Below are 15,651 nucleotides of genomic sequence, written 5' to 3' on the forward strand. Positions count from 1 at the left end.
TACCACAGTAAATATTTAGGTTTGAATAATGAGCAATAAATTCATCATCACTTGGGATAACATGCAGAATTACTGCCGTCAGCTAGCTGAAAAACAGATGCCAGCAGAGCAGTGGAAAGGCATTATCGGCGTTAGCCGTGGCGGCCTTGTTCCAGCGGCTATCTTAGCTCGTGAACTGGGTATTCGTTACGTTGATACAGTATGTATCTCTAGCTACGATCATGACCACCAACGCGATATGAGCGTACTTAAAGCGCCAGAGCACGATGGTGAAGGCTTCCTAATCGTTGATGACCTAGTAGACAGCGGTGACACTGCACGTAAGATTCGTGAAATGTACCCGAAAGCTAAGCTTATCACTGTATGTGCAAAGCCAGCTGGTGTTGACTTGGTTGATGAATATATCGTTGACATCCCTCAAGACACTTGGATTGAGCAGCCTTGGGATATGACAATCCAATACATCGAACCTATCAACCGTAAGCACAAGTAGTTTCTTACGTAGATTACAGTTCTTACGTTGATTACAGTTTGAAACTAAGCTCTCGCTAAACGCGGGAGCTTTTTTTTTATGAAGGATGTACTATGGTTCGGAGTAAATTAATGGGTACCCCTTCATTATGACCAAAGATACACAACCTTCACCTGCAGAGTCGGGTAAACCTCAAGAAGCTGCCACCAAGAACTTATCTGAAAAGCTCTTCACTACTCACAAACAAGCGAAAGAAACCTCAGCGTTAACGCGCTACCTTCCAACCGATCAAGCGTGGCTCGATGAACGCCATGTGTCAGAAAACAGTGGTTGGTATCGTGGATTACGCCGCATGCAGTGGATATGGCAGGGTGTCGATCCGCTCGACCAAGAGGAGGTTCTGGCGAAAATTGCAGGCTCAGACAACTCTAGGACTCACGATTTTTGGCTTGATACTGTTATGGGCTATCGCTCAGGTAACTGGGCTTATGAGTGGACAAAATTGGGCGCTCACTATCAAAAAGAGGCGGTCAATCTTGAGGGTGAAACCAAAGCTGATAAGCATTTCTCGGCTTCTCTATGTTATTCCATTGCGGGTTATCCCCACCTCAAGAGCGATAATCTGTCTGTTCAAGCTCAAGTGCTAGCCAATGCCGCCTATGATGAAGGGGCTAAAGCGACAAGCAACTTTGTCCGCACGTTAAAGATCCCATTCCAAAACCGCCATTTCGATGCACGACTGCATGTACCGCATACTCAGCACCCATTTCCGGTTGTTGTGGTCAGTGCGGGTTTGGATTCTTTGCAGACCGACATGTGGCGTTTGTATCGTGACTACTTACGGCCGCGTGGTATTGGCATGATTACTGTCGATATGCCATCAGTCGGTGCATGTAGCCATTGGACGCTCAATGAAGACAGTTCAGAGATCCACCAAGCGGTGTTGAATGAGTTGCCAAATCTTCCTTGGGTATCGCATAACCGTGTGGGTTTGCTCGGCTTCCGCTTTGGCGGTAATAGTATGATTCGTTTGTCATTCCTAGAGCAAGAGAAGGTGTCAGCTTGTGTGGCGATTGGCGCACCGGTACACAAAGTACTCTCGACACCCGAGAGCATCAAGAGCATGCCAAAGATGTATCTTGATATGCTGGCTTCTCGCTTGGGTAAAACCATGGTAGATGTGTCGTCATTGAGCTACTTCATGATGAAGTGGTCATTGAAAGTACAAGGGATTATTAATACTCGCCGTACAAAAGTCCCTATTTTAGCGATGAGCATGGAGAATGATCCGATCTGTCCTGAGTCTGATAATCAGCTAGTCGCGTTATATAGTTTGGGCGGTAAAGCGAAAAAGATAAAATCTGACAATATCTCAAAAGGGTATGAGCAATCCCTCGAATTAGCGATAAAGTGGATGGAAAGTGAACTTCTAAGGTGACTTTGTGATTAAAATGTTGAATGATGGTTAAGTGACAAGGCGTTACGAACGATACATAACAAAAAAAGCAAAGGAGTGTCTGCTATGTCAGAGATGACGAAAAGCCCGACTCACTACCGTTTACTCTCAACGTTTAAAGCGATTGGCCCTTATTTACGCGAGCAGGAGTGCTCAAAAGAGCGATTCTTGTTTGATTGTCTTGCCTCATGTGTGGATGACAGTAAGTCACCTGAAGAGCGCGAGTTTTGGGGTTGGTGGCTAACGTTGGCTGTGGTTGAAGGTGGGTTTGTGGCCAAATATCACAAGGGACGTTATACGCTCGCTGGCACTTGGTCGGAAGAAGCAGTGGATGCGACAGCAGTGCAAGAGGTCGTGAAGACGCAAGTGAACTTCCATGAGAAGTTGCTTACTGTTTTAGAGCCATTCTCATTGAGCGTCACGTTAGACCAAGAATCTGAAGAATTTGTGTAGATTTTTCGGCGAAAGAAAATGAAAAAGGTGCCTTTGGCACCTTTTTCTTGTTTATTGGTGCATTGATTGTTAAAACAATGAATCTTTCATTTTTAACCATGATTCATTTGAATTAAACATTATGATTTCTACTCAGCAGCAAGAGATTGCGCTAAAAAAGCAGACAATTGTCGTTAAATTGGGTACCAGTGTCCTCACCGGAGGCACTCAGGCGCTAGATCGCGCCCATATGGTAGAGTTGGTTCGTCAATGCGCGCAGCTAAAACAACAGGGTCATCAGGTTGTTTTGGTTTCATCGGGTGCGATTGCCGCAGGTCGTGAGCACCTGAACTACCCCAAACTCCCCAATGCAATGGCCAGTAAACAACTGCTTGCTGCGGTAGGTCAAAGTCAATTGATTCAGACATGGGAAGCACTCTTTTCTATTTACGGCATCAAAATTGGCCAGATGTTGCTTACTCGCGCCGACTTAGAAGATCGTGAGCGTTTCTTGAATGCACGCGACACTATTCATGCTTTAGTTGAAAACGGCATTGTACCGGTCGTGAATGAAAATGATGCCGTTGCAACGACCGAAATCAAAGTTGGCGACAACGATAACCTGTCGGCTCTTGTTGGCATCTTATGCAGTGCCGACAAGTTATTGCTACTCACTGACCAAAAAGGCCTGTTTACGGCAGACCCGCGTAAAGACCCGAACGCAGAGTTGATCAAAGAGGTGAAAACCATCGATGATACGCTGCGTAAAATAGCGGGTGGCAGCGGCACCAACCTTGGTACTGGCGGCATGGCGACCAAGTTACAAGCCGCAGATGTCGCGCGCCGAGCCGGTATTGAAGTGATTATTGCCGCAGGCAGTGCGCCCAATGTGGTGTTTGATTCGCTCAGTGATACGCCGCAAGGCACTCGTTTTTTACCTTGTGAAGAGGCGCTGGAGAACCGCAAGCGTTGGATTCTGGCAGGCCCATCAATAACTGGTGACATCATTGTTGATGATGGTGCAGTGAAAGCCTTGAGCAGCACCGGAAGTAGCCTATTGGCAAAGGGTGTCACATCGATCAAAGGCCGTTTTTCGCGCGGTGATGTCGCCCGCGTAACAGACGCAAAAGGTGCGCTTATCGCAAAAGGTATCGTGAGTTATTCGAGCGAAGACTTAGCGAGGCTCATCGGCCAGCACAGTAAAGATTTTATTTCTATTCTTGGCTATGACTACGGTGCAGAAGTGATCCACCGTGATGATTTAGTCTTGATCCAAGAGTAACAGCAAAGGATTTTAAGCATGGACTTAACAGTTATGGGGAAAGCAGCAAAAGAGGCTGCTTTCCACCTTGCAACGGCTTCAACCTCGCAAAAGAACCGCGCGTTAGCGTTGATTGCAGATGAGTTAGAAGCGAATGAAGCGACGATTCTCGCAGCAAATGCTCAAGACATCCAACTAGGTCGTGAGGCAGGTCTCACAGAGGCACTGCTTGATCGCCTATTGTTGAACAGTGAGCGCTTGCGAGAGATCGCGAATGATGTGCGTAACGTGATCAACTTAAACGACCCGGTCGGCAGTGAAATCGATAGCAAAGTACTTGAGAACGGCATGTCGCTTTCTCGTCGCCGCGTACCACTCGGTGTGGTGGGAGTGATTTACGAAGCGCGCCCAAATGTGACGATTGATATAGCTGCTTTGTGTTTGAAGACGGGCAATGCCAGTATTTTACGTGGTGGTAAAGAGACCTTCTTCTCGAACATGGAGTTGGTCAAAATAATCCAATCTGCACTGGCTAAAGCTGAGCTGCCAGCGGCCTCGGTACAATACATTGAAAAGCCAGACCGTGAACTGGTTTCACAGCTTCTTAAACTGGACGACTACGTGGATATGATTATCCCACGAGGCGGTGCGGGCTTGCACAAAATGTGTAAAGAAAACAGCACGATTCCAGTGATTATCGGCGGCTTTGGTATCAGCCATATCTTTGTGGATCAAAGCGCAGATATCGACAAGTCTTTAGTTGTGGTCGAAAACTCAAAAGTTCAACGCCCATCGGCGTGTAACTCGCTTGATACCTTATTGGTTCATCAAGATGTTGCGGCAGAATTATTACCTAAACTGGCGTCTCAGCTTTCCGAACGTGTGGCATTTGTGGCTGATGAGTCGGTGGGTGAACTACTGGCCAATGCCAAAGAGGTACGCTCTGCACAAGAGGGTGACTTCGATACAGAATGGCTAAGTTACACGTTAGGTGTCCGTGTGGTAAAAGATGTGCGTGAAGCCATAGATCATATGCGAGTACACAATGCGAGCCACTCTGATGCGATTATGACGAACAGTCTACAAAATGCAGAGCTGTTTATTAATTCAGTTGGCTCTGCTGCGGTTTATGTTAATGCGTCAACGCGTTTTACTGATGGTGCGCAGTTTGGTCTTGGCGCAGAAGTTGCGGTATCAACGCAAAAACTGCACGCTCGCGGCCCGATGGGACTAGAAGAGCTCACCAGCTATAAATGGGTAGGTAAAGCAGATTACCTTGCACGCAGCTAAATATCACGCTGTCACTCATCACAATCTCTTACTAATCATAGTGAAAAAAGGGGCGTTCTTCGCCCCTTTTTCTTTTCTTCAAAGCCTTTATTCCGCTACACTAGTCCGATTAATTTGGAGGTGATATGCATTGTCCTTTTTGTTCCGAAAACGATACTAAGGTGATTGACTCCCGACTGGTAGCAGACGGTCACCAAGTACGCCGACGTCGCCAGTGTTTGGCTTGTAGTGAGCGTTTTACTACATTTGAAACCGCTGAGTTGGTGATGCCTAAGGTCATTAAATCGAATGGCAATCGCGAACCATTTAACGAAGACAAAATGGTGGGCGGTTTGCAACGTGCGCTGGAAAAACGCCCAGTCAGTGCCGATTCTGTTGAGTTGGCCATCAGCTTAATCAAATCTAAACTGCGTGCGACGGGCGAGCGTGAAGTGCCAAGCGATATGATTGGTAATTTGGTGATGGAGCAATTAAAAGAGCTCGATAAGGTTGCCTACATTCGTTTTGCATCGGTTTACCGTAGCTTTGAAGATATTCGTGAGTTTGGCGAAGAGATCGCGAAACTAGAAAACTAGGGAGCAAGCGGATGATCCCGTTTACGTCATTGGATTATGACATGATGAATCGCGCTATTCAGTTAGCATGGCGCGGTCGTTACACCACAGCCCCGAACCCGAATGTAGGCTGTGTGATCACCAAGCATGGTGAAATCATCGGTGAAGGATACCATCAACGCGCGGGCGAGCCACACGCCGAGGTGCACGCGCTCAGAGCCGCAGGCGAGTTAGCTCGTGGCGCGACAGCGTATGTCACTCTTGAACCTTGCTCTCACTATGGCCGTACACCCCCTTGCGCCAAGGGCTTGATCGACGCGGGTGTAGCGAAAGTGATTTGTGCGATGCAAGACCCAAATCCTCAAGTTGCCGGACGCGGTATTGCGATGCTGCGAGAGGCGGGCATTGAGGTTGAAGTCGGTTTGCTCGAGCAAGATGCCCAAGCGCTCAACCCAGCCTTTTTAAAACGCATGCGTACTGGCAAGCCATTTGTGCAGCTAAAAATGGCGGCAAGTCTTGATGGTCAAACCGCGTTGGCGAATGGTCAAAGTCAGTGGATTACATCGGCTGCAGCGCGTAAAGATGTGCAAAAATTCCGTGCTTTGTCTGGTGCGATTCTCTCTACTAGTCAGACAGTCATTGCCGATAACGCATCGTTAAATGTTCGTGCAGACGAGCTTGGCGATGAAGCAATAGCCACGATGGCACCTCAAACGTTACGCCAACCGTTGCGAGTGATATTAGACCGCCAAAACAAGCTAACCGCCGATCTTAAACTGTCTAATACCGATGGCGAGGTATTAGTGCTAACAGAGCAAGAGCAATCACTACTCGATGAGGCTGGTCAATTTAATATTGAGCAGCTTTGTCAAATGCTCGCTGATAAACACAATATCAATCATATCTGGGTAGAGGCTGGTGCCACTTTAGCCAGTGCTTTTATTCAAGCACAAGTGGTTGATGAGCTAATTGTCTATTTAGCGCCTAAAATAATGGGGTGCGATGGTCGTGGGCTGCTGGGCGCACTCGGCTTAGAAAGTATGAGTGACGTGACAGAGCTGCAATTTAAAGATGTTCGTCAGATTGGTCCTGATATTCGTATCATCGCTGAGCCTAAATTCAATCAATAAGAAGTTATTTCCATGTTTACAGGAATTATCGAAGCCGTAGGAACACTGTCGGCAATCGAGCAGAAAGGTCAAGATATCAGCATCACGGTTGATGTCGGCAAACTGGATATGTCAGATGTGAAGCTGGGTGACAGTATTGCCACCAATGGGGTGTGCCTAACGGTGACGCATTTTACAGGTTCGTCATACAGCGCAGATTTATCTGTTGAAACTCTGAAAAAAACCGGCTTTGTCGACTATCAAGTCGGCGGTAAGGTGAACCTAGAGAAAGCTATGCTGCCAACCACACGCTTTGGCGGTCACATTGTTTCCGGCCATGTTGATGGTGTGGGTGAGATTGTTGAGCGCTCTCCTTCAGGCCGTGCAATCGACCTATGGGTTGAGATGTCAGAAGATATTGAGAAGTATGTGGCCGAAAAAGGCTCAATTACGGTGGATGGTATTAGCTTGACGGTCAATGACATTCGCGACAATACGTTTAAGTTGACGATTATTCCTCATACTTCTGATGAGACTACGATTGAAGATTTTCAGGTAGGACGCAAGGTAAACCTTGAGGTTGATGTTCTTGCTCGCTACATGGAACGTTTAATGAATAAGCAAGCAGCACAAGAGCCTAAGTCTCGTTTGACGATGGAATTTTTGCAGCAAAACGGCTTCGCTTAAGCCAAGAACAAACACAATAAAAAGGTAGAAAAGATGCCAATTAGTACGCCTCAAGAAATTATCGAAGATATTCGCCTAGGAAAAATGGTTATCCTGATGGATGACGAAGATCGTGAGAACGAAGGCGATCTCATCATGGCTGCAGAGCACGTAACGCCGGAAGCCATCAACTTTATGGCAACGTTTGGTCGTGGCTTGATCTGTTTGACGATGACCAAAGAGCGTTGTGAGCGACTAGGCTTGCCACCAATGGTGCAAGACAATAACGCGCAGTACACCACAAACTTTACGGTATCGATTGAAGCCGCAGAGGGCGTAACGACAGGCATCTCAGCGGCAGACCGTTCACGTACTGTGCAAGCGGCAGTCGCACCAGACGCAAAAGCGGCTGACCTGGTACAGCCTGGCCATATTTTTCCACTCGCTGCGCAAGAAGGTGGCGTATTGACGCGTGCTGGTCATACCGAAGCGGGTTGTGACTTAGCTCGCCTAGCAGGCTGTGAACCTGCTTCTGTGATTGTCGAGATCCTTAACGATGACGGCACAATGGCTCGTCGCCCTGATCTTGAGGTGTTTGCAGAAAAGCATGACATTAAGCTAGGCACGATTGCAGACTTGATTGAGTATCGCAACAACACTGAGACCACGATTGAGCGTGTGGCAACATGCCGCCTGCCAACAGAATTTGGTGAGTTTGAGCTAGTTACTTACCGCGACACGATCGATAACGAAGTGCACTATGCTCTATGTAATGGCGATCTCACATCGCAGCCACCTCTAGTCCGTGTTCACCTGCAAGATATCTTCACTGACCTGCTTCACAGTGATCGCAATGCGGAGCGCAGCTGGACACTGGACAAGGCGATGCAGCGTATTGGTCAAGAGGGTGGGGTGCTTGTGGTACTAGGCCACGAAGAGTCTACGGATCTGCTTATCCACCGCGTGAAGATGTTTGAAGCTCAAGACAAAGGTGAAGCGCCAACACTGGCGAAGAAGCAAGGTACATCACGCCGCGTGGGTGTGGGTTCACAAATCTTGGCTGATTTGGGTGTACACGATATGCGTCTTCTCTCTTCAACCAATAAAAAATACCACGCGCTAGGTGGCTTTGGTTTGAACGTTGTAGAGTACGTTTGCGAATAAACTGAAACAGTTGGCTGATGATAGAGCACACAACCACTATGAGTGGTAGTGGGTGATTATCAGCCAAGACTTAATTAGTATTTGCCGGACACGATATTCCATTAGATATGTGTCACAAAATTGTGATAGAATCCGGCGATTCTCACTTGATGAATGTAGTTAAAGGAAGGCTTATGAAAGTGATCGAGGGTGGTTTCCCAGCTCCAAATGCAAAAATTGCGATCGTTATTTCTCGTTTTAACAGCTTTATTAACGAAAGCTTACTGTCTGGTGCTATCGACACTTTAAAGCGTCATGGACAAGTTAGTGAAGAGAACATTACCGTTGTTCGTTGTCCTGGTGCGGTTGAACTACCATTGGTAGCTCAGCGCGTTGCTAAAACAGGCAAGTTCGATGCGATTGTTTCTCTTGGTACAGTAATTCGTGGCGGTACACCACACTTTGACTATGTTTGCAGTGAATGTAACAAAGGTCTAGCTCAAGTATCTCTAGAGTACAGCCTGCCAGTGGCATTCGGCGTACTGACTGTAGATACTATTGACCAAGCCATTGAGCGCGCGGGAACCAAGGCGGGTAATAAAGGTGCAGAGGCTGCACTAAGCGCACTTGAAATGATTAACGTTCTTTCAGAAATCGATTCCTAATGGGGGCCAGTGTGAAACCAGCCGCACGTCGTAATGCACGTCAATTTGCTCTACAAGCAATTTATTCTTGGCAAATTACAAAAGAAAATGTTGCTAACATCGAAGAGCAATTCTTATCAGGTGGTAAATACGAAGAAGAGGAGCACCACGCCTCTGAACCTGCACTGTCTGCACCTGAAACTGACGTGGCGTACTTCCGTGATCTTCTGACTGGTGTCGTACTGAGTCACAACGAACTGGACAGTAAGATCCGTCCTTACACTTCTCGTCCAATGCAAGATCTAGACAAAATGGAACTTGCTTTGCTACGTCTAGCAATGTACGAAATGACACGCCGTGAAGACGTGCCTTTCAAAGTTGTTATCAACGAAGCGATCGAACTTGCTAAAGCGTTTGGCTCAGAAGACAGCCATAAGTTTGTCAACGGCGTACTTGATAAAGCTGCGCCACATGTTCGTAAGAAGAAGTAATTACGGATACCACTCAGTTAACTGAGTAGAGTAATTGGAAAGGTCAGTGCTTGCACTGGCCTTTTTTGTTATCTGGACTCGCTAAAACATGTTCATAGCATGTTCATTGCTACAATTTGTCACCAAAACCGGTTTCTTGTCGCTATTGGGCTCGTTACAATGACGCATCGGATTGAGCGATAGGAACAAATCCCAATGACGGGTGAATTTAACCTTATCAATAAATACTTTGTCGACCGCCAAGCGCAGCGCAAAGATGTGATTTTAGCGGCAGGGGATGACTGCGCGCTGGTGGAGATGCCAGAGAATGTCTCTATCGCAATTAGCACAGACACTTTGGTTGCGGGCACGCACTTTTTAGCCGATGCACCAGCAGCATGGGTCGCTCATAAAGCGCTGGCCTCGAATCTGAGTGATTTGGCTGCGATGGGGGCGACACCTGCATGGGTATCACTTGCATTGACGATGCCAGAGCCAGATGAAGCGTGGTTAGCACCCTTTTGCTCAGCATTTTTTGATTTGGCTGATTACTTCGGTGTGCAACTGATCGGTGGCGATACAACCAAAGGCCCTCTGAGCATCACTCTTACCGTGCAGGGCTTTGTACCTAAAGAACAGGCCTTGCGCCGCAGTGGGGCTAGTGTTGGTGATTGGGTCTATGTGACGGGTGAGCTTGGTGATAGTCAAGCAGGCCTTGATGTGGTACTTGACCCAAACAAATCAACCAAGCCGTTTGCCCAAGAGCTTCTATATCGACACTTTCATGCCACACCGAGAGTGCTGGTGGGGCAGGCGATGCTGCCGTACGCAAGCTCTGCAATTGATATTTCTGATGGCCTGATATCCGATATTCAGCATATCTTAAAAGCGTCTCATGTTGGTGTTTCTCTCGATGTGGATGCACTGCCACTGTCGAAAGAGCTAATCCAGTTTGTCGATGATAAGGCGACCGCACAGCAGTACGCGCTTACCAGTGGCGAAGAGTATGAGCTGTGCTTTACAGTACCGGAAGAGCACAAAGGGGCAGTAGATACCGCAACGGCACATTGCGGTGTGCAAGTCACCTGTATTGGACAGATACGCCCTCAAAACCATTTTGAATTACATGCCAGTGGAGAGCCTTTGGATTGGTCAGTCTCTGGTTACGATCATTTCAAGGAATCATAATGACCAACCCTAAACAACACCTCTCAATGCGTAACCCTTGGCATTTATTAGCGACAGGTTTCGGTAGCGGGTTATCTCCCATTGTCCCAGGTACCATGGGCACCGTGGCTGCGATCCCTTTTTATCTTGTGCTTGTCCAGCTACCTATTTGGTTATACATCGCAATAGTGATCGCGTCTTGTTTTATCGGTGTGACCATCTGTCAAAAGACCTCCGACGATATGGGCGTACACGACCATGGCTCTATCGTATGGGATGAGTTTGCAGGCTTCTGGATTACCATGTTAGTGGTGCCTTTGTTGTCACTGTCCCCTTTTGATTGGAAATGGCTAGGGGCGGGCTTTGTGCTATTTCGTTTCTTCGACATGGTGAAGCCTTGGCCGATTGGCTGGCTTGATAAACGCGTTCACGGCGGCTTAGGCATTATGATCGATGATATTGTCGCGGGTGTGATGTCAGCGGTGGCATTGGTCGCAGTGGGGCATTTCGCCGGCTGGATGTGATGTTGGTGGGATAATCTGGAATACAGAATACAGAATACAGAATACAGAATACAGAATACAGAATACGCAACTAGTTCCTCTGCATTCTGAACTCTGTATTCCTCATTAATTTATCACTTCAGCTTATTTGAGTTTTTCTAGATCCGCTTCGATCTCTGCGATCTTGCTCGACACTACTTTCTCAAGATGACGTAAGTCACTCAAAATTTTCTCTTTCACATCCAGTTCTTGAGGTTTTGCCGGTTTGGTGATTTTGTTCAACTCATCGATGACAAGGGTGAGATTGCGGTTAATCTCAGTCACTTCTTTGTATTGATGGCTGCTACTGTCGACGAGTACATGCTTCACTTGTCGTGGGTATTTGAATTTGACACTTTTGGCAAAGAGTTCGCCTTTTTGCTTTTTGAAATAGATCTTGAGTACGTCTTTGTGTGCTTCTTGACGCAAAGAGTAGCGCTCGATTTGTTTTGGATCTTGAATACCTAAACCGGTGAGGTTTGGAAACATAAACGGACCTCTCTGTGACTGACTATTTTTCTAACAACGCTTTTGTAAACGTGCTTAATGGGTTGTTGCGGTTGTTGAATGATTAAGTTAACTGTAACAGTAGAAGTGGGAGCACGATAGAGTCAACCCACTTCTAATTTACCAAATCCAACAAGTTGTGCACGAGATCGCTTATTCCGGGATAAGCTCTTTTACTCGCTCCTTGAGACTCTCTGTTAGTGTTGCCATTTGCTCTTCATCAAGCTTACCGCCATTAGGGCCAGTGATGATGAAAAAGTCTTCTGCTCGCTCACCAATCGTGGTGATCTTTGCTGCGTGAATGTTGACGTTATGCTCTGCGAACGTCGCACCCACCTTGGCCAACAGCCCGGGTGTATCAAGTGCCACAAATTCCATTAGTGAGTGTTTCTTGCTCTTTGTCGGCAAGAAATCGACTCGCGTTCTCACCTTAAAGTGTTTAAGGTTACGTGGGGCGCGGCGTGTCTTAATTTTTGTTGGGCGTCCATCAGCTAAAACATGCGTAATGTGCTTAATGACTGCCTTATGACGAGACTCGTCAATCGGAGAGCCATGCTGGTCAAGAACCATAAAGGTATCTAATACGAATCCATCTTTACTCAGCATGACTTGAGCGTCATGCACGTTGAAGTTGCGTCTATCAAGTTCAGCAACAACCGTTGCAAACAGCGCGGTTTGATCTTTGCTATAGACGAACACTTCGGTGCCACCACGGGTTGGTTTTTTGCTGATCAGCACCAGCGGTTGCTCAGGGCTTTCATGACTTAGCAGATGGCTGCCATGCCAAGCAATCTGTTTGTGGGTGTGGCGCAAGAAGTAATCGGCTTTAAACCGCTGCCAAAGCACCTCAATCGCTCTCGCGGGATAGCCTTCTTTGCGCAAAATCGCAGAGGCTAAGTGCTGGTTGTGACGAATACGGTCGCGCACATCTACTGGGTTTTCTAGACCACGACGCAAGGCGCGCTGGGTAGAGTAAAACAGTTCAGCCAATAAGGTTCGCTTCCAACTGTTCCACAGCTCAGGGTTGGTGGCGCAAATATCCGCTACAGTCAGACACACAAGGTATTCGAGATACTCTTCATCACGGATCTTTTTGGCAAATTCAGTAATGACTTCTGGGTCATAGATATCACGACGCTGAGCGGTAACCGACATCAATAGGTGATTTTGTACTAGCCATGACACCAGCTTTGATTCTGGCTTGGATAAACCGTGCTCTATGCAGAAATCATACGCTTCAACAGCGCCAATCTCAGAGTGATCACCACCGCGGCCTTTGCCAATATCGTGGAATACCGCCGCGATGATAAGAAGCTCTTTTTTCTGCAGTCTAGGAAAGACTTCGCAGCAAATAGGGTGCTTTTCTCGGTTTTTAGCGTAACTAAAGCCATTAATATGCTTGAGAAGGCGAATGCTGTGCTCATCAACGGTATAGACATGGAAAAGGTCAAACTGCATCTGGCCAACGATTTGGCTCCACTGCGGAAGGTAAGCAGAGAGTACGCCGAGCTTATGCATCAGGCTAAAGGCTTTGTGCAAGCAGTTGGGGTGTCGACACAGCGACATGAATTTCTCACGAGCTTCAGGGATCTCATGCAAGAACTTGTTCAAGCGGCGTCTTGCGGTGCGCAATTGACGCATGGTGGCAGGAGCGACCCCTTCAATTGTTGAGTCGTTGGCGATATGGATAAACATATCAAGGATGGTATCTGGGCGCGCTTGAAATAGCGCGGGTTTACGAGCCTCAATCAACTTACCCCGGCGCTGAAAATCATCGCTTAACACGATAGCTTCTGCTGCGATGCCATTGTTCAAAATGGCTTGATCAAAAATCTTGAGTAGCATTTTATTGAGTTCTGCCACGCGGCGAAGCGTACGATAGAACTCTTTCATCATCATCTCAACGCCACGGTTTCCTTCGCCAGCGTAGCCCAAATGCTCCGCAACATTTGCTTGGTGAGCAAAGGTGAGACGGTTGTCATAACGGCGCAAGTCAATGTGCAGTGCAAAGCGCACTCGCCATAAGAAATCCTGACACTCCACTAATTCGCGATATTCAGCGTCGGTTAAAAAACCATAGCGACTCATCTCTAGTAGCGAGGTCGCGCCAAAGTGGCGGCGGGCTACCCAACTCAAGGTATGAATGTCTCGAAGCCCACCCGGCGTTGATTTGATGTCAGGCTCTAGGTTGTAAGTGGTGTCGTGATAACGGGCATGGCGCTCTCTCTGCTCTTCAACTTTCGCTTGGTAGAACACCTCACTCGGCCAGAAATCATCGGAGTCGATCTCTTGGTTGAGCAGTGAAAAGGTCTCTTGGCAGCCACAAAGCAGTCGCGCTTCTTGTAAATTGGTCGCGACCGTCAGATCGTCGCGAGCAATATCCGCACACTGTTTGACGGTACGGACCGCGTGACCCACCTCTAAGCGTAAGTCCCACAGCAGAGTAATAAACTCGCTGACTTTAGCTTCTAGATGATTTGGCAACGCGAGCTTTGAGACAATCAGGATATCAATATCCGAAAGAGGGTGGAGTTCACCGCGGCCATAACCACCAACCGCAACTAGAGCAATATGGGGTAGGGTATGAAAGTCGTAGTGTTGCCATAGGCGCTCAAGTAACGTATCCATGTAATTAGAGCGACCGAGAACCAACTCAGTGACAGGTTGGTGTTCAAGAAATTGTTGTTTTTGGTGTAGAGCGAATTGCTCTAACTGGTCTTTCAAGACCGCTATCGAGATCTGCTGATCTTCTAATGTTGAAGGTGATTGAAGCAACATAAGTGCGTTCCATGCAAGCAAAGATAACTTACTCTATCAAAAGCTTGTTAGGTTTGTAGATAAAAAAATATCCCCAAGGAGGGGATATTGAGTATTGATTGATGTGAGGTTTACGCGTTCTTCATCAGGTGTGGGATAGTGTCGTCTGAACGAAGAGTCAGGACTTCACAGCCCTCTTTCGTGACAACGATGGTGTGCTCCCATTGCGCAGAGTTTTTGCCGTCACCGGTGTACACCGTCCAGTCATCTTCTGCGTCAACAGAGCAGCCGAATTTGCCCGCGTTGATCATTGGCTCGATAGTGAAGCACATGCCTTCTTTTAGTACACGTCGGTCTGCGTTTTTGTAGTGAACAACTTGTGGTTCTTCATGGAACTCATTACCGATGCCATGACCACAGAAGTCTTTAACAATAGAGAACTTATTACGTGGGTTCTTTTTATTGTTTTCTTTAATGTACTTTTCAATCGCAGTACCGATGTCACCAACCGTTGCGCCAGGTTTAACCTTGCGCATACCGATATAAAGTGCTTCTTGAGCCACCATGCATAGACGTTTGTCAGCGGGCGACACATCGCCAACCAAGAACATCTTTGATGTATCGCCATGATAACCGGCTGGGCGTGTGCTCAAGTCAGCATTCTCGTCATCAGGGATGATCACCGTGATATCGACATTGATAATATCGCCATCTTTCAACACAGCAGGCTTCATTTGGCCATTGCTGCCTTTTTCATCTTGTGTTGCTGGGATGCCGTGACACACGATGTGGTTGATGGATGTACAGATAGATTTCGGGAAACCGTGGTAATCGAGTGGTGCAGAGTAGGCACCGCGCTCAAGAGCGTAGTCGTGACAAATCTGGTTAAGCTTTTCAGTCGTCACACCTACTTGAATGTGTGGTTCGATCATTTCAAGAATATCTGCAGCGAGCTTACCCGCTATACGCATACGTTCGATTTCTTGTTCTGTTTTGATTTTGATTGACATAGATCTTTCTCAATAGACTGCTTTAGCAGAGTAGTTTCTGCGGAGTATACTAACAGCATAACCTATTTGGTGTAAGTGAGAAGCGTACGCATTGCCCACAACCGGTGTTTAAGCGTTAGCGAAATCATTTTTTTCTGGCTTTTATACGCAAAAATATGGTATAAAGCGCGC

The 15,651-nt window shown here is 47.2% G+C and carries 16 protein-coding genes; 13 read left to right on the forward strand and 3 right to left on the reverse strand.

The annotated features are described in order from the left end of the window. Positions 1 to 28 precede the first annotated feature (28 nt). From gpt to pgpA, 13 genes are all read left to right on the forward strand, one after another. Entirely contained in the window at positions 29 to 493 is a 465-nt protein-coding gene (gene gpt, locus QWZ05_RS16425; RefSeq protein WP_164648909.1) for a xanthine phosphoribosyltransferase, read from the forward strand. 127 nt (positions 494 to 620) lie between these two features. Beyond that, complete coding sequence (gene frsA, locus QWZ05_RS16430; protein WP_264878115.1) at positions 621 to 1,910, forward strand: esterase FrsA; 1,290 nt, start codon at positions 621 to 623, stop codon at positions 1,908 to 1,910. An 84-nt stretch (positions 1,911 to 1,994) separates the two neighbouring features. Further along, the gene (crl, locus tag QWZ05_RS16435; protein WP_290299502.1) at positions 1,995 to 2,381 is read left to right on the forward strand and encodes a sigma factor-binding protein Crl; all 387 of its coding nucleotides are present in this window, start codon (positions 1,995 to 1,997) and stop codon (positions 2,379 to 2,381) included. 121 nt (positions 2,382 to 2,502) lie between these two features. Continuing rightward, complete coding sequence (gene proB, locus QWZ05_RS16440; protein ID WP_264878117.1) at positions 2,503 to 3,642, forward strand: glutamate 5-kinase; 1,140 nt, start codon at positions 2,503 to 2,505, stop codon at positions 3,640 to 3,642. 18 nt (positions 3,643 to 3,660) lie between these two features. Further along, complete coding sequence (locus QWZ05_RS16445; RefSeq protein WP_290299505.1) at positions 3,661 to 4,911, forward strand: glutamate-5-semialdehyde dehydrogenase; 1,251 nt, start codon at positions 3,661 to 3,663, stop codon at positions 4,909 to 4,911. A 125-nt stretch (positions 4,912 to 5,036) separates the two neighbouring features. Continuing rightward, a complete protein-coding gene (gene nrdR, locus QWZ05_RS16450) occupies positions 5,037 to 5,486 on the forward strand; it encodes a transcriptional regulator NrdR (RefSeq protein WP_164648904.1) in 450 nt (149 codons plus the stop codon). Between the two features lie 11 nt (positions 5,487 to 5,497). After that, positions 5,498 to 6,595 carry a bifunctional diaminohydroxyphosphoribosylaminopyrimidine deaminase/5-amino-6-(5-phosphoribosylamino)uracil reductase RibD gene (gene ribD / locus QWZ05_RS16455; protein WP_264878119.1) on the forward strand — a complete coding sequence of 366 codons (1,098 nt, stop codon included), beginning with the start codon at positions 5,498 to 5,500 and terminating at the stop codon, positions 6,593 to 6,595. A 12-nt stretch (positions 6,596 to 6,607) separates the two neighbouring features. After that, positions 6,608 to 7,261 carry a riboflavin synthase gene (locus QWZ05_RS16460; RefSeq protein WP_290299510.1) on the forward strand — a complete coding sequence of 218 codons (654 nt, stop codon included), beginning with the start codon at positions 6,608 to 6,610 and terminating at the stop codon, positions 7,259 to 7,261. Positions 7,262 to 7,294: 33 nt separating this feature from the next. Next, entirely contained in the window at positions 7,295 to 8,404 is a 1,110-nt protein-coding gene (gene ribBA, locus QWZ05_RS16465; RefSeq protein WP_264878121.1) for a bifunctional 3,4-dihydroxy-2-butanone-4-phosphate synthase/GTP cyclohydrolase II, read from the forward strand. Positions 8,405 to 8,577: 173 nt separating this feature from the next. Further along, a complete protein-coding gene (gene ribH / locus QWZ05_RS16470; protein ID WP_053408902.1) occupies positions 8,578 to 9,048 on the forward strand; it encodes a 6,7-dimethyl-8-ribityllumazine synthase in 471 nt (156 codons plus the stop codon). Continuing rightward, positions 9,048 to 9,518 carry a transcription antitermination factor NusB gene (gene nusB / locus QWZ05_RS16475; RefSeq protein WP_164648900.1) on the forward strand — a complete coding sequence of 157 codons (471 nt, stop codon included), beginning with the start codon at positions 9,048 to 9,050 and terminating at the stop codon, positions 9,516 to 9,518. The genes ribH and nusB overlap by 1 nt, the downstream gene beginning before the upstream one ends. Before the next feature lie 195 nt (positions 9,519 to 9,713). Beyond that, the gene (gene thiL / locus QWZ05_RS16480; protein ID WP_290299515.1) at positions 9,714 to 10,685 is read left to right on the forward strand and encodes a thiamine-phosphate kinase; all 972 of its coding nucleotides are present in this window, start codon (positions 9,714 to 9,716) and stop codon (positions 10,683 to 10,685) included. Next, positions 10,685 to 11,188 (forward strand): phosphatidylglycerophosphatase A, encoded by a 504-nt coding sequence (gene pgpA / locus QWZ05_RS16485; RefSeq protein ID WP_264878123.1) that lies wholly within the window; start codon positions 10,685 to 10,687, stop codon positions 11,186 to 11,188. The genes thiL and pgpA overlap by 1 nt, the downstream gene beginning before the upstream one ends. A 123-nt stretch (positions 11,189 to 11,311) precedes the next feature. Here pgpA and QWZ05_RS16490 read toward each other — a convergent pair whose 3' ends face one another. The 3 genes from QWZ05_RS16490 to map form a co-directional block, all read right to left on the reverse strand. After that, positions 11,312 to 11,695 (reverse strand): DUF3461 family protein, encoded by a 384-nt coding sequence (locus tag QWZ05_RS16490; RefSeq protein WP_264878124.1) that lies wholly within the window; start codon positions 11,693 to 11,695, stop codon positions 11,312 to 11,314. Positions 11,696 to 11,866: 171 nt separating this feature from the next. Beyond that, positions 11,867 to 14,491, reverse strand: a complete 2,625-nt coding sequence (gene glnD, locus QWZ05_RS16495; RefSeq protein WP_290299518.1) for a bifunctional uridylyltransferase/uridylyl-removing protein GlnD — start codon at positions 14,489 to 14,491, stop codon at positions 11,867 to 11,869. A 110-nt stretch (positions 14,492 to 14,601) separates the two neighbouring features. Beyond that, entirely contained in the window at positions 14,602 to 15,480 is an 879-nt protein-coding gene (map, locus tag QWZ05_RS16500; protein ID WP_290299519.1) for a type I methionyl aminopeptidase, read from the reverse strand. Positions 15,481 to 15,651 lie beyond the last annotated feature (171 nt).

This window comes from Vibrio agarivorans (genome assembly GCF_030409635.1).
GTDB classification, from domain to species: Bacteria; Pseudomonadota; Gammaproteobacteria; order Enterobacterales; family Vibrionaceae; genus Vibrio; species Vibrio agarivorans.

Excerpts from the sequence above, each read along its gene's own strand:
- gpt (WP_164648909.1), top strand. The coding sequence starts at position 29 with ATGAGCAATAAATTCATCATCACTTGGGATAACATGCAGAATTACTGC.
- frsA (WP_264878115.1), top strand. The coding sequence starts at position 621 with ATGACCAAAGATACACAACCTTCACCTGCAGAGTCGGGTAAACCTCAA.
- crl (WP_290299502.1), top strand. The coding sequence starts at position 1,995 with ATGTCAGAGATGACGAAAAGCCCGACTCACTACCGTTTACTCTCAACG.
- proB (WP_264878117.1), top strand. The coding sequence starts at position 2,503 with ATGATTTCTACTCAGCAGCAAGAGATTGCGCTAAAAAAGCAGACAATT.
- QWZ05_RS16445 (WP_290299505.1), top strand. The coding sequence starts at position 3,661 with ATGGACTTAACAGTTATGGGGAAAGCAGCAAAAGAGGCTGCTTTCCAC.
- nrdR (WP_164648904.1), top strand. The coding sequence starts at position 5,037 with ATGCATTGTCCTTTTTGTTCCGAAAACGATACTAAGGTGATTGACTCC.
- ribD (WP_264878119.1), top strand. The coding sequence starts at position 5,498 with ATGATCCCGTTTACGTCATTGGATTATGACATGATGAATCGCGCTATT.
- QWZ05_RS16460 (WP_290299510.1), top strand. The coding sequence starts at position 6,608 with ATGTTTACAGGAATTATCGAAGCCGTAGGAACACTGTCGGCAATCGAG.
- ribBA (WP_264878121.1), top strand. The coding sequence starts at position 7,295 with ATGCCAATTAGTACGCCTCAAGAAATTATCGAAGATATTCGCCTAGGA.
- ribH (WP_053408902.1), top strand. The coding sequence starts at position 8,578 with ATGAAAGTGATCGAGGGTGGTTTCCCAGCTCCAAATGCAAAAATTGCG.
- nusB (WP_164648900.1), top strand. The coding sequence starts at position 9,048 with ATGGGGGCCAGTGTGAAACCAGCCGCACGTCGTAATGCACGTCAATTT.
- thiL (WP_290299515.1), top strand. The coding sequence starts at position 9,714 with ATGACGGGTGAATTTAACCTTATCAATAAATACTTTGTCGACCGCCAA.
- pgpA (WP_264878123.1), top strand. The coding sequence starts at position 10,685 with ATGACCAACCCTAAACAACACCTCTCAATGCGTAACCCTTGGCATTTA.
- QWZ05_RS16490 (WP_264878124.1), bottom strand. The coding sequence starts at position 11,695 with ATGTTTCCAAACCTCACCGGTTTAGGTATTCAAGATCCAAAACAAATC.
- glnD (WP_290299518.1), bottom strand. The coding sequence starts at position 14,491 with ATGTTGCTTCAATCACCTTCAACATTAGAAGATCAGCAGATCTCGATA.
- map (WP_290299519.1), bottom strand. The coding sequence starts at position 15,480 with ATGTCAATCAAAATCAAAACAGAACAAGAAATCGAACGTATGCGTATA.